General features: G+C 71.6%; 13 protein-coding genes. 5 read left to right on the forward strand and 8 right to left on the reverse strand.

Annotated features, from left to right (window positions below):
* Positions 1–3: 3 nt before the first annotated feature.
* On the reverse strand, positions 4–1,554 hold the full coding sequence (locus ABD366_RS08835; protein WP_324770475.1) for an LCP family protein: 1,551 nt from the start codon (positions 1,552–1,554) through the stop codon (positions 4–6).
* Between the two features lie 179 nt (positions 1,555–1,733).
* Here ABD366_RS08835 and tatA point away from each other — a divergent pair, with 179 nt between their 5' ends.
* Positions 1,734–1,904 carry a Sec-independent protein translocase subunit TatA gene (gene tatA, locus ABD366_RS08840; protein WP_324770474.1) on the forward strand — a complete coding sequence of 57 codons (171 nt, stop codon included), beginning with the start codon at positions 1,734–1,736 and terminating at the stop codon, positions 1,902–1,904.
* Here tatA and mgtA read toward each other — a convergent pair.
* The 6 genes from mgtA to ABD366_RS08870 all read right to left on the reverse strand — a co-directional run bounded on the left by mgtA (position 1,855) and on the right by ABD366_RS08870 (position 8,126).
* Positions 1,855–4,452 carry a magnesium-translocating P-type ATPase gene (mgtA, locus tag ABD366_RS08845; RefSeq protein ID WP_425576947.1) on the reverse strand — a complete coding sequence of 866 codons (2,598 nt, stop codon included), beginning with the start codon at positions 4,450–4,452 and terminating at the stop codon, positions 1,855–1,857. The genes tatA and mgtA overlap by 50 nt on opposite strands.
* Positions 4,453–4,460: 8 nt before the next feature.
* Positions 4,461–4,838 (reverse strand): ArsR/SmtB family transcription factor, encoded by a 378-nt coding sequence (locus ABD366_RS08850; protein ID WP_324766431.1) that lies wholly within the window; start codon positions 4,836–4,838, stop codon positions 4,461–4,463.
* 36 nt (positions 4,839–4,874) lie between these two features.
* Positions 4,875–5,711 (reverse strand): GNAT family N-acetyltransferase, encoded by an 837-nt coding sequence (locus ABD366_RS08855; protein WP_324766432.1) that lies wholly within the window; start codon positions 5,709–5,711, stop codon positions 4,875–4,877.
* A 115-nt stretch (positions 5,712–5,826) separates the two neighbouring features.
* Positions 5,827–6,552: a chitinase gene (locus tag ABD366_RS08860; protein WP_324766433.1), complete on the reverse strand. Its 726-nt coding sequence runs from the start codon at positions 6,550–6,552 to the stop codon at positions 5,827–5,829.
* A 159-nt stretch (positions 6,553–6,711) separates the two neighbouring features.
* Positions 6,712–7,230 (reverse strand): lytic polysaccharide monooxygenase auxiliary activity family 9 protein, encoded by a 519-nt coding sequence (locus tag ABD366_RS08865; protein ID WP_324766434.1) that lies wholly within the window; start codon positions 7,228–7,230, stop codon positions 6,712–6,714.
* Between the two features lie 491 nt (positions 7,231–7,721).
* On the reverse strand, positions 7,722–8,126 hold the full coding sequence (locus ABD366_RS08870) for a hypothetical protein (protein WP_324766435.1): 405 nt from the start codon (positions 8,124–8,126) through the stop codon (positions 7,722–7,724).
* Positions 8,127–8,434: 308 nt separating this feature from the next.
* On the opposite strand from ABD366_RS08870, the gene malX reads away from it, so the two are divergent.
* A complete protein-coding gene (malX, locus tag ABD366_RS08875) occupies positions 8,435–10,036 on the forward strand; it encodes a maltose/glucose-specific PTS transporter subunit IIBC (RefSeq protein WP_324766436.1) in 1,602 nt (533 codons plus the stop codon).
* Between the two features lie 3 nt (positions 10,037–10,039).
* Positions 10,040–11,221 carry a MalY/PatB family protein gene (locus ABD366_RS08880; RefSeq protein WP_324766437.1) on the forward strand — a complete coding sequence of 394 codons (1,182 nt, stop codon included), beginning with the start codon at positions 10,040–10,042 and terminating at the stop codon, positions 11,219–11,221.
* A gap of 27 nt (positions 11,222–11,248) precedes the next feature.
* On the opposite strand, the gene ABD366_RS08885 is transcribed toward ABD366_RS08880, so the two are convergent.
* On the reverse strand, positions 11,249–11,608 hold the full coding sequence (locus tag ABD366_RS08885) for a hypothetical protein (RefSeq protein ID WP_324766438.1): 360 nt from the start codon (positions 11,606–11,608) through the stop codon (positions 11,249–11,251).
* An 83-nt stretch (positions 11,609–11,691) separates the two neighbouring features.
* Here ABD366_RS08885 and ABD366_RS08890 point away from each other — a divergent pair, with 83 nt between their 5' ends.
* Both ABD366_RS08890 and ABD366_RS08895 read left to right on the forward strand, forming a co-directional pair.
* On the forward strand, positions 11,692–12,120 hold the full coding sequence (locus ABD366_RS08890) for a helix-turn-helix transcriptional regulator (protein ID WP_324766439.1): 429 nt from the start codon (positions 11,692–11,694) through the stop codon (positions 12,118–12,120).
* 10 nt (positions 12,121–12,130) lie between these two features.
* Positions 12,131–12,550: a VOC family protein gene (locus ABD366_RS08895; protein WP_324766440.1), complete on the forward strand. Its 420-nt coding sequence runs from the start codon at positions 12,131–12,133 to the stop codon at positions 12,548–12,550.
* Positions 12,551–12,555 lie beyond the last annotated feature (5 nt).

Here is a 12,555-nt window from a genome sequence, read left to right on the forward strand (position 1 = left end):
CGGTCAGCCATAGGACAGGTTGGAGCAGAGGTCCTCGTCGGCCGAGCGCGCGCTGTCGGCCACGCCGGAGGGCACGGACGTAGGAGCCGGTGACGTCTGTGCGGCACCGGTGTAGTCCTCCCCCAGGACGACGGCGACGCCCGCGGTGCCGGTGGCCCGCGGGGTGGCGTCGGGGAAGAGGCGGGCGACCTTCTCGGCGTCGGCCTTCCGCCCCGGCCCGTACTCGACGGTGGTCGTGGCGTGGTCCTGCGTGGCCGCGTTGGCGGTGCCGGTGACGGTGAAGTCGTGGCCGGTCAGCGCCTTTGCGGCGGTGGAGGCCAGGCCCTTGGTCGTGGTGCCGTTGTAGACGGCTACGGAGATGCCCGCGCCGGACACCTCGGACTCCTCCTCGGCGGAAGGCGAGGCGGGCGGGGAGGAGGTGGTCTTCGCGCCGTTCTTGGCTCCGGCGTCCTTGCCGTCGAGGGTGCGGTCGTCCTTGAGCGCGGCCCACAGCGCGTCGGCGTCCGGCTGCACGACGGCGACGCGGTCCCCCTCGTACTTCCAGGGGATGGTGACGAACTTCGTGTTGTGCAGGTCCACGTCCTTCAGCGTCATCGCGAACTTCAGCAGCTTGTCCGCCGAGCCGAGGCCGGGGTCGACCGTCATCGACTTGGTGGCGGCGTCGGCCAGCGGCAGCAGCTTGGTGGGGGTGAACCCGTCGTCCTTGATCTTCCTGATGAGGCTGGAGACGAACGCCTGCTGGCGCTTGATGCGGCCGATGTCGGAGCCGTCGCCGATGCCGTGCCGGATACGGACGTAGTCGAGGGCCCGCTGTCCGGAGACCGTCTGCTCGCCCTTCTTGAAGAGGACCTTGCCCCGGGTCGCGCGGTTCGGGTTCAGATCGTTCTGGTAGACGTCCTGCGGCAGGCAGACCCGTACGCCGCCGACCACGTCGGTGAGTTGCGAGAAGCCCTTGAAGTCGATGACGACCGTGTGGTCGACGCGCAGGCCGGTCAGTTTCTCCACGGTGTTCTGGGTGCACGCCGGGTTGCCCTCGGCCGTCTCCCCCGTCGAATAGGCCGAGTTGAACATCGCATTGGTCCGGGTGCGGCTCCACGAACCGTCGGGCAGCTTGCACGGCGGGATGGTGACCAGGGTGTCGCGGGGGACGGAGACCCCGACCGCGTGCTCGTGGTCGGCGTAGATGTGCAGCAGGAAGGCGGTGTCGGAACGGCCGATGTCGTCCTTGTCGCCGCCGCCGAGATCGCTGTTGCCGCCGGTGCGCGCGTCCGTGCCGATGACCAGGACGTTCTCCCCCTTGGACGCTTCGGCGTCGGGCCGGTTCCTGGCCACGCCGTCGGACGAGAACGTGTCGATGTTGCCGCTGAGGCGCAGATACAGCCAGCCCGCGCCGGCCGTGGTCAGGACCAGGAACGACAGGGCTATGGCGAGGCCGAGCCGCAGCCTGCCCCGTCGCCGGCGTCTTCCCCGCGTGGCACGGCGTCCCGTGTCGCCACGCGCCGCCCGGTCCCCGCGACGGGTGCGCCCGGCCGGCGCCTCGGGAGTCTGCGTCATCGACGTGCCCTCATCCTGTGCGTCCTGCGTCCTACGGAGGTGTCCTGCGGGAGGTGCATGCGTCACCGCCCCCCAGGGTTGTACGGTTGCGCAATGTAGCAAGTAATTATGAGGACGCGGTACGTACGCCGCGCTGGACGGCGCGCCCGACGGCGCGATCACGACAAGGAGTGCTCACCATGTTCCGCAACGCACTGGAGCCCTGGCACCTGCTCATCCTGGGGCTCGTCATCATTCTGGTGTTCGGCTCCAAGAAGCTGCCGGACACCGCCCGTTCCCTGGGCAAGTCCCTGCGCATCCTCAAGAGCGAGACGAAAGCCCTGAAGGAAGAGAACGGCGAGAAGAGCTGACGCCGCCGCCGAAGCGGCGCAGCGCCGCGGCGTACAGGCCGAGGACCACGGCGAGCAGCAGGTAGTAGGTGACGGGCAGGCCCGTCATGCCGAGCCAGGGGCCGACCGGGGTCAGCGGGAGCAGGATGCCGATGACCGCGAGGCCGGTGGCCGCCCAGCGCACGGGGCCCGGGGCGCGTCCCTCGGCCGCCCGGCGGCCGGTGCGCAGCAGGAGCATGACGAGGGCCTGGGTGAGGAGGTTCTCCGTGAACCAGCCGCCGTGGAAGGCGGCCTCGTCGCTCAGGTCGAGCGCGCCGGGCAGGCACAGGGCGAGTACGGCGAAGGTGGCGAGGTCCGCGAGGGCGCCGAGCGCGCCGATCCCGGTGATGGAGCGGAGGAAGGAGCGGGGCCGCAGGACGGTCGGTCGGCGCAGGGCGGCCGGGTCGGGGCGGTCGTGGGCGAGGGCGAGCTGGGCGCCGTCGAAGCAGAGGTTCTGCACGAGCACCTGCGCCGGGAGCATCGGCAGGAACGGCAGCAGGAGCGCGGCCACGAGCATCGCGATCACGTTGCCGAGGTTCGAGGAGAGCGTGATGCGCAGGTACGAGGCGATGTTGGCGCTGCTGTGCCGGCCCGCCACGACGGCGTGCTCGACGGCCCGCAGGTCCTTCCCCGCGAGGACCACGTCGGCGCTCTCACGGGCCACGTCGACGCCGTCGTGCGGGCAGACCCCGACGTCGGCGGCGCGCAGTGCGGGCAGGTCGTTGACGCCGTCGCCGAGATAGCCGGTGGTGCGGCCTTGGGCGCGCAGGGCGGTGACGACGCGGGCCTTGTCCTCGGGGGTGCAGCGGGCGAAGACCGTCGTGCGGGCCGCCAGTTCCCCGAGCTTCTCGTCCGTGAGGTCCTTGATCCGCTCGCCCGTGGTCACGTCTGCGGGCGCGATGTCCAGGTCGCGGCAGACGCGGGCCGCGGTCGCCGGGTCGTCGCCGGTCAGGACCTTGACCTCGACGCCCCGCGCGGCGAGGGCGCGTACGGCGTCGTGCGCGGTGTCGGCCGGGGCGTCGTGGAAGGCGACGAAGCCGCGGAAGGTCAGGCCGCGCTCGTCGGCCGGGGTGTAGGCCCGGGTGCGGGCGGGGCGCCGGGCGGTGGCGACGGCCAGCAGGCGGACCCCCTCGGCCGCTTGGTCGGCGGCCCGGCGCAGCAGTGCGGCGCGCTCGTCCGCGTCCAGGGCGCAGCGGCTCAGGACGTCCGGCGCCGCGCCCTTCACGGCGAGGATGTGCGTGCCCAGGGCGCCCGGCTCCCGGACGACGGCGGTGGCGAGGCGGCGTACCGGATCGAAGGGCAGGGCGTCGATACCGTCGTACGCGTCCCAGTCGTCCGGGCCCGTGGCCGCGAGGAGCGCTTCGTCGAGCGGGTCGGGGTCGGCGGGCCCGGCGGTCTGCAAGATCCACCACGCCGATGTGCCCGCCCAGTGCAGTGCCTCGGCGTCGGTGCGGTCGGGGTCGACGACGGGGCGGTCCTGGGTGAGGGTGCCGGTCTTGTCGACGCACAGGACGTCGACGGCGCCGAGGTCGTGCAGGGCGGGCAGCCGCCGGACGATGACGCCGTGGGTACGGGCGAGCAGGGACGCGCCGCGGGCCAGGCAGGTGGTGACGATGACCGGCAGCATCTCCGGGGTGAGGCCGACCGCCACGGCGACCGCGAACGGCAGGGTCTCCAGGCCGCGGCCGCGCAGCGCCGCGTCGGCCATCAGGACCAGCGGCGGGGTGAGCAGCATGAAGCGGATGAGCACCCAGGAGATGCCGTGCACCGAGCGGTCGAAGGCGCTCTTTTCGGTGCGGCGGCCGGCGGTGCGCACGGCGGCGAAGCGGGTGTCGGCGCCGGTCGCCACGACGACGCCGGTGCCTGCGCCGGAGGCGATGCTGCTGCCCTGGAAGAGCAGGTGCGCGCTGTCGCCCGCGCCGGGCAGGTCCGCCGGCTGTTTGGGCACCGGGGCGGATTCGCCCGTCAGGGCCGCCTGGTGCACGGTCAGGCCGCGGGCCCTGAGCAGCCGTACGTCGGCGGGGACCAGGTCGCCGGGGGCGAGGCGGACCACGTCGCCGGGGACCAGGTCGTCGACGGGGATCTCGCGCACGCGCGGAGCGGCGTCGGGGGTGCTGCGCCGCTGCACGCTGGCGGTGGTGGCGACGAGTCCGCGCAGCCGGTCCATGGAGCGGTCGGCGCGGTGCTCGCCCTGCGCGCGCAGGGCGCAGCTCACGGCGACGAGAGCGAGGATCACGCAGGCGGTGCCCCACGCGGCGACCAGGGCCGAGACGAGGCCGAGGCAGAACAGGACGGCGGTGAACGGGTCGCGCAGGCTCTGCGCGAGTCGCCGCGCCCTCGACGGGGGCCGACGGCCGGGCGGCGTGTTCGCTCCGCGGTGGGCGAGCCGCTCCCCCGCCTCCGCCTCCGTCAGTCCGCGCGGCGAACCGTCCAGGGCGCGCAGCACCTGCAGGGCGGACAGATCGCCCGGGGCCGGGCCGAGGGCCGGGGCCCCGGCCGGGCGGGAGAGAGCGGGGTCGGGGGCGGACACCTCGCCGCTCAGGCTCCGGCGCCGCGCAGCCGGCGCAGCCTCGTGCCGGACTGCTCGGCACGCTCGGTGAGCTGGCCGACCATCAGCCGGACCACCGTCACGATGTCGGGGTCGTCGACGTAGTAGACCTGTCGGCGGCCTTCGCGGCGGGAGCGGACGAGCCCGGCGAGCTTGAGCTTGGACAGGTGCTGGCTGACGGCGGGCAGCGCGCCGCCGACCCGCTCGGCGAGCCCGGTCACATCGCACTCGCCCTCGGCAAGGGCCCACATCATGTGCAGCCGCGTGGGGGCCGCGAGCAGCCCGAACGCCTCGGCCGCCTGGTCGAGCACCTCGGCGGACGGATCGCCGGCCCCGGCCTCGGCCGCGCCTCGTACACCTGCCGCCACTGTTTCTCCGTTCTTCGCGCAGACCGACGCTCCAGTTTAGAGCCTGTCGGCCGGCGGTTTCCCGGGGCCGGTGGCGTGCTCGGTGAAGGAGCCGAAGGCGCGGAAGCCGAGGCGGCGGTAGACGGGTTCGCCGGCGCCGGAGGCCTGGAGGACGGCGAGGGGGTGGCCGGAGCGGCGGGCCGTGTGCAGGGCGGCGAGGGTGATGGCGCCGCCGTAGCCGCGGCGGCGGTGGGCGGCCAGGGTACTGATGTTGTAGATCCCGGCGACGTCGGCGTGCAGGAAGACCTCGGCCGAGCAGACCGGGCGGCCCGCGGCGTATCCGACCAGGTAGCGGGCCCGGCAGTCGGCCGCCAGGGCCTGGGGCGCGGCCCGCTCGTAGAAGCGGCGGACCGTCGCGGCGGGCGGTTCCCAGTTCGCGGCGAGGACGGCGGCGTAGTCGCCGAGCCGCTCGGGCGTGGTCACCGGATGGATGTCGAGGCCGTCGACGTAGGGCTGGGGCAGGGTGTCGGTCAGCTCGGCCCACATGGCGGTCTCGGTTTCGGTCGCGGGCAGACCGGTGGCCTCGAGGCGGTCCGAGAGGTCCTTCGGGGTGGACGCCGGCCCCACCCACCAGGAGAAGGGGCGGCCGGTCGCGGCCAGGGCCTCGGTCGTCTGCGCGATCCGGGCCGCGGCGGTGCTTTCGGTGAAGCGGGCCGCGGCGACGATGTTGAAGGTGTCGTCGTCGAGACCGCTGTCCGCGATCAGCAGGTCGCCGGTCGCGGTGACCGTCGCGCCCGGAAGAAGGCGGTGCAGATGACAGGCGTGTTCCGCGAGGTTGCGCTCTGTCCTGTCCGCGAGGTCGGTCGTGTCACGTGGGTCCTGCTGCGCGCTCATAGTGCTCGATCAGATCACACCTGGACGAATCACCCGGTGATACCGAAGGTGTTGTTCATGCCGTGTGCCGGGCGCGCGTCATGTCACGGCGCCCGGCCTTCGTGCTGAGCGTCCGTCAGCAGCTGAGGTCGGCACCGGGGTCGACACCGAGGATCTGCGAGAACTTCTTGTAGTTGTCGATACGGCTCTGCACCTGGCCGGGGTTGCCGCCGTTGCATTCGATGCTGCCGTTGATGCTGCGGATGGTCTCACCGAAACCGGAGCCGTTGACCATGGCGTTGTGCGGGGTCATGGTGCCGGGCCCGGTCTGGGTGTTCCAGTACCACAGGCCGGTCTTCCAGGAGACCGCCGCGTCGGTCTGGACGAGGTCGGGGTTGTTCAGCAGATCGATGCCGAGGGCGTCGCCCGCGGACTTGTAGTTGAAGTTCCAGCTGAGCTGGATCGGCCCGCGGCCGTAGTACTTGTCGGTGCCGGCGGGGCAGCCGTAGGACTGCGAAGTGTCGCAGTAGTGGGGGTAGTTCGCGGTGTTCTGCTCGACGATGTACACGAGCCCGCCGGTCTCGTGGCTCACGTTGGCGAGGAAGGCCGCGGCCTCCTGCTTGCGCACCGTGTCACTGCCCGTGCCGGTGAACTCCGGGTAGGCGCTGAGGGCGGCGTTCAGCCCTTCGTACGTGTAGAAGGAGTTCCGGCCCGGGAACATCTGCTCGAACTGGGCCTGGCTGACGACGAAGTCCGCCTGGGCGTCGGCCTTCTCGGCGGACGCGGGCGAGGCCAGGGTGAGCAGGCCGAGGGTGGCGGCTGACGCGGTGGCGGTCAGCAGCGCGAGGATACGACGGCGCATGGGGGGCGCTCCTATCGGATGCGGAGGTGGGGGGTACGGCGCCGCGAGCCATGACACACCTGGGCACATGTGCGCCCTCATGTGTGCCGTGGGGGGAAGACTCGCGGCGCCGCCGTTCTGCGGGCCGAGCCGGCCGGGGACCGGCTCAGGGGTGGAGCGTCAGCCGCCGACGTTCACGTCGATGCAGGCGTAGAACGCGTTCGTCGTGTCCGCGACGTTCCAGACGGCCAGCACCTTCTGCTTGCCGGTCAACGAACCGAAGTCGACCTGGTGGGTGACCGTCGCTCCGGGCTTGGCGCCGTTGTCGTCGAACTCGGCGATCGACTGACCGCCGACGAAGTACTGCCAGGTGCTGGTGGCGTGCTGGGCCGTCAGCTTCCATTCGAAACTGGCGTTGCGCGGGACCGGCGTGGCGGTCCAGCCCTTGGAGTCGTCGTCGAGCTCCGCGAACCGGCTGTTGCCGCCGCTGCAGCTGTTGAGCCCCTTCGGACCCTCGACGCTCTGCGGTTCGTAGGTGATGTCACCGCAGGACACGGTGCCCGCCGCGCACTGGGCCTGGCGGCTGGGCGGGGTGGAGATGTATCCGTGCGCGCTCGCCGAACCGGCGGGCAGACTGACGGCGATGACCGGGGCCAGTGCCGCGCCGATGAGCGCGGCCGTCTTCCTTCTGGCGTTCATGCGTACTCCTTCACTCGCGGTCTTCCTGCCTGCGCGAAGGTGGGGGGCGCGGACAGGTCGGCCTCTCGTGGGTGGGGCCAAGAGGCGCGAAGGGACAGGGGAATGCACACCCGTGAAAACAGGGCGAACTCCCCTAAGCGGAACGGCCGTTACTGCTTGGACTAGACCATACAAGCGGTCGTGACCCTGTCAAGGGAACCGCGGCGAACCCGGGCCCGAGCCATCCATGGCGCATCCGCGCACGAGCCGGCCATGGCGCATCCGTGCACGAGCCGGCCATGGCGCATCCGTGCGCGAGCCAGCCATGGCACACCCGGCACGAGTCACCGCCTGGCGCACCCGCGCACGAGCCACCGCCCGGCGCACCCGCGCACGAGTCACCGCCCGGCGCGCCCGGACATGACGAAGACCTCCAGTGAGGCGGGGTCACAGAGAACCGCCCCTTACGGAGGTCTTCGTGTCTGAAGTCGCGCGGCCTCGGCCGCGCGTGGTCAGCCGGCGGCGCGGCTCCGGGCGGCGTCGATGCTCAGGGCCCGCACAAAGGCGTCCTCGGTCTCCGAGCTGAAGAACCCGGTGATGCCACGCAGCAGCTGGAGCGCGGTGCGCACCCCGGCGGGCAGCGGCCGTGGCATGCCGGCGGCGACCGAAGCGAGCTGATCGGGAGCGGTCCGGGCTGCCTCCAAGTGCTCGCGTGCCAGGTCGAGTTCGCCGGTGACCGCGTGCCGCACCGCGCACGTCACGTCGTACGACGCGCTGCGGGAGAGCGCGAGGAGCGACTGGATCGCGGACGTCTCCGCGTCGTCCCGGGCCGCGGCGGAGAGATGGCCGCCCGCCCGGTCGAGGATCTTCGCTATGGCGGACAGCCGCCCCGCCTCCAGAACTGCCTGAGGTGCCATGCCGATTCCTTTCGTCACCCCGTCCGCCGACCCCGTCTCTCCAGCGTTATCACCGGGGCCCGCCCGGAGCGAACCTCCGTACGGGGGGCGCACAGCACGCGCAGAGAGAGGGCGCGGCGCGCAGCGGCGGCGGTTGAGGCACAGGGCGGCGCACACGGCTTCCAGGGGGGTCGCCACCGGTGCTTCACCGGGGTTTCGGCACGTCACGGCCGACATGGACCCCATGGACAGGCCCCCACCTGCTGTGATCTCATCCGTCCCGCACGCCGCGATTCCGCTCATTCCGCTCAGGCACGAAAGACCCCCACATGCAGAAGACCAAGGCCGCACTCTGGGAGTTCCTCCAGGGGCTCGGCAAGACATTCATGCTCCCGGTGGCGCTGCTCGCGTTCTGCGGCATCATGCTGGGCATCGGTTCGTCGCTCTCCAGCGACGCCGTCACCGACAACCTGACCTTCCTGCGGGGCGAGGGCTTCCACCTCGTCTTCACCTGGATGGCCAACACGGGTCTCGTCGCCTTCCAGTTCCTGCCCGTGATGTTCGCGATAGCCATCCCGCTGGGCCTGGCCCGCGAGGACAAGGGCGTGGCCGCTTTCTCCGGTTTCGTCGGTTTCGCCGCGATGAACCTGGCCGTGAACTTCTACCTCACGGCCAAGGGCGTCGACTTCGACGACGAGAGGGCCATCGCCCACTACGGCATCGCCGATGTGATCGGCATCCAGTCCATCGACACGGGACTGCTCGGCGCGGTAGCCGTTGGCATCGTTGTCAGCGTCCTCCACCGGCGCTTTCGCGGCCAGCGGATGCCCGACGCGCTGGCCTTCTTCGGCGGTCTGCGGTTCGTGCCGATCGTCTCGGCGCTCACGCTCAGCGTGCTCGGCCTGCTGATCCCGCTGGTGTGGCCGACGTTCAACGGCTGGATCACCGATCTGGGCCGGGGCATCGGGCACACGGGCGTCTTCGGGCCGTTCTTCTTCGGCATGGGCGAGGTGCTGCTGCGCCCGATCGGGCTGCACCACATTCTCGTCGCGATGTTCCGCTTCACCGATGTCGGCGGCGCCGGCACCGTCTGCGGCGACCACGTCTCCGGCGCGCTGAACCTGTTCTACGCGCAGCTCAACTGCTCGGACGCGCCCACCGGTGACGTCACGAGCGCCACCCACTTCCTGTCCCAGGGCAAGATGGCGGTCTACCTCGGCGGGCTGCCGGGCGCGGCGCTCGCCATGTACCACTGCGCGAAGAAGAGCATGCGCCCGGAGATCAAGGCGCTCCTCGTCTCCGGTGTCGTCGCGTGCGTCGTCGGCGGCATCACCGAGCCGCTCGAGTTCCTCTTCCTCTTCATCGCCCCGTGGCTGTACCTGCTGCACGCCGTGCTGGTCGGCCTCGGCTTCCTGACGGCCGCGGTCCTCGGCGTGTTCATCGGCAACACGGACGGCAACGTCATCGACTGGCTCGTCTTCGGCGTGCTCCAGGGCACGACCACGAAGTGGTACCTGATCCCGGTGATCGCCGCCGTGTGGTTCGCCGCCTACTACTTCCTCTTCCGCTGGGCCATCGTCCGCTTCGACCTCAGGACGCCGGGCCGCGACGAGCCGGCGGAGGAGACCGAGGGGGACGAGGCCGCCCCGCAGGCCGCCGACGAGGGCCCGCGCGAGCTGGTCGCCGGCAAGTACGACGCGGTGGCGATCCTCGACGCGATCGGCGGCGCCGACAACATCCGGTCCCTCGACAACTGCATCACGCGCCTGCGGATGACCGTGGAGGACGCCGAGCGCGTCGACGAACCACGCCTGAAGAAGCTCGGCGCCGTCGGTGTCATCAAGCTCGACGCCCACAACGTCCAGGTCATCATCGGCCCGCAGGTGCAGTCGGTGAAGGACGCCATCGCCACGATGGTCCCGGTGGGCTGAACCGTGCCGCTCCCCTCCCCCGCCGGCCCTTCCGGGGCCTACGACTTCGACACCCCCGTCGACCGGCACGGCACCTGGTGCACGCAGTGGGACTACGTCGAGGACCGCTTCGGCGTCCCGGGCCTGCTGCCCTTCACCATCTCGGACATGGACTTCGAGACGGCGCCCGAGGTGTTGTCGGCGCTGCGCGGCCGCCTCGACCACGGCGTGCTCGGCTACTCCCGGTGGCGCCAGTCCGACTTCCTCTCCGCGGTCGTCGACTGGTACGGCACCCGGCACCGCACCACGGTCGACCCCGACGCGATCGTCTACGGCCCGTCCGTCGTCTACCAGATCGGCCGGCTGCTGCACCTGTGGTCGCGGCCGGGCGACGGTGTGGTGGTCCACACACCGATGTACGACGCGTTTCCCAAGTCGGTCGCCGCGCACGAACGGCGTTTGCTCGCATGCCCGTTGGGTGACTGGGAGACTCTGGAGCAGCTGCTCGCGCGGCCCGACACCGCGATTCTCCTGCTGTGCTCGCCGCACAATCCCACGGGCCATGTCTGGACCCGGGCGGAGCTCGACCGGATGGCCGAGCTGTGCGCGCGCTACGACGTGGCGGTGATCAGCGACGAGATCCACTCCGACCTCGCGCACCCGCCGCACGTCCACCGCCCGTGGGCCCTGCACGGCGCCCCCGGAGCGCGCTGGGCGGTCGTCACCTCGGCGTCGAAGTCGTTCAACATCCCTGCCCTGACCGGGAGTTACGGCATCTTCGGCGACCCGGCGAGCCGCGACGCCTATCTGCGCCACCTCAAGGAGGCGGACGGCCTCTCGTCACCGGCCGTCCTGTCCCTCGTCGGGCACATCGCCGCGTACCGGGAGGGCGGCGGCTGGCTGGACGCGCTGGGCAGCTATCTTCGCGGCAATCTGTCCTACGTGGCCGAACGGCTCGGCGCGGCGTTCCCGGAGCTCGACCGGGAGCCGCCGCAGGCCGGTTACCTCGCCTGGATCGACGTCCGCCCCCTGGGCGTCGACGACGACGCGCTGCAACGCGAGCTCGTCGGGACGCAGAAGGTGGCCGTGATGCCCGGCGCCGCCTATGGAGCGCCGGGCTTCCTGCGCCTGAACGTGGGGTGCCCGCGCGTCAAGGTCGAGCGGGGCACCGACGCCGTCATCGCGGCGCTGCGGGCACTGGCCTGACGACGCGCCGCCCCTGCCCTCGTCGCGTCACCGGTACGGCGGCGCGACGGGCGGCGGCGGCGCCGTCGGCTGCGGCGGCACCACCGGCATGTCCGGCCGGGTGTCGTGCACGACGCGGGCCAGCCGGAACTCGTACTCGAAGGTCTGCGTGAGGCCCTCCGCGAGGACGAGGTAGCCCTCGCCCTGCTCGTAAACGGTGCGGCGCTGCAGGCTCGCCGGGTGCTTCGGCTCGAAGGCGAGCACGTGGCGGTGCAGGGCGTCCCGCGCCTCCTGCCGGGTCCCGGTCACGTGCCCGACCGGGCGGGTCACCATCCGTACACCGCCGAGCCCGCCGCCCAGGCACGTCAGCATCAAACCCCAGGTCACCCTGGCCGATTCGTCCGTCATCGCTCCCCCGTACCTCGATCGTCCACCGCACTCTGCCACAACGGCCCGGCCGCCCGAACGGACTGTTGTGCGAGACTCGGAGGGTGAAGAGGCAGGAGCTCGACGACCTCGTCCGGCTGCGGCGGGCCCGGGACCGCATGGACCGGGACTACGCCGAGCCGCTCGACGTGACGGCGCTGGCGCAGGTGGCCCTCATGTCGCCGGGGCACTTCTCGCGCAGCTTCCGCGCCGCGTACGGGGAGACGCCGTACAGCTATCTGATGACCCGCCGCATCGAGCGGGCCAAGGCGCTGCTGCGTCGCGGGGATCTCACGGTGACCGAGGTCTGCTTCGCCGTCGGCTGTACGTCCCTCGGCTCGTTCAGCTCGCGCTTCACCGAGCTGGTCGGCCAGACCCCGAGCGCGTACCGGGCCCGGTCCCATGACGACGCGGGCGGGATCCCGGCCTGCATCGTGAAGATCCATACGCGGCCTGTCAGGAACGGGGACGCGGGGTCCGCCTCCCGGTCGTAGGCTGAGTGCCATGGACGACATCAAGCTCTCCACCTGCTTCATCGCCGTGGACGACCCCGACAGGGCGATCGCCTTCTACCGCGATGTGCTGGGGTTCGAGGTGCGCAACGACGTCGGCTACGAGGGGATGCGCTGGGTGACGGTGGGAGCGCCGTCGCAGCCGGACGTCAGCGTCGTCCTGGAGCCGCCGCTCGCCGATCCGAACGCCTCGGAGGCCGACCGGCAGGTCATGGCGGAACTGCTGGCCAAGGGGCTGCTGCGCGGCGTGCTCTTCACGACGGAGGACTGCGACGCCACGTTCGAGCGGGTCAGTGCCGCGGGCGCCGACGTGGTGCAGGAGCCGATGGACCAGTACTACGGGGTCCGGGACTGCGCCTTCCGCGACCCCGCCGGAAATCTGCTGCGCTTCACGCAGCCCCTCAAAAAATAGGCAAC

Origin of the sequence: Streptomyces kunmingensis (assembly GCF_039533535.1) — a bacterium.
GTDB classification, from domain to species: Bacteria; Actinomycetota; Actinomycetes; order Streptomycetales; family Streptomycetaceae; genus Streptomyces; species Streptomyces kunmingensis.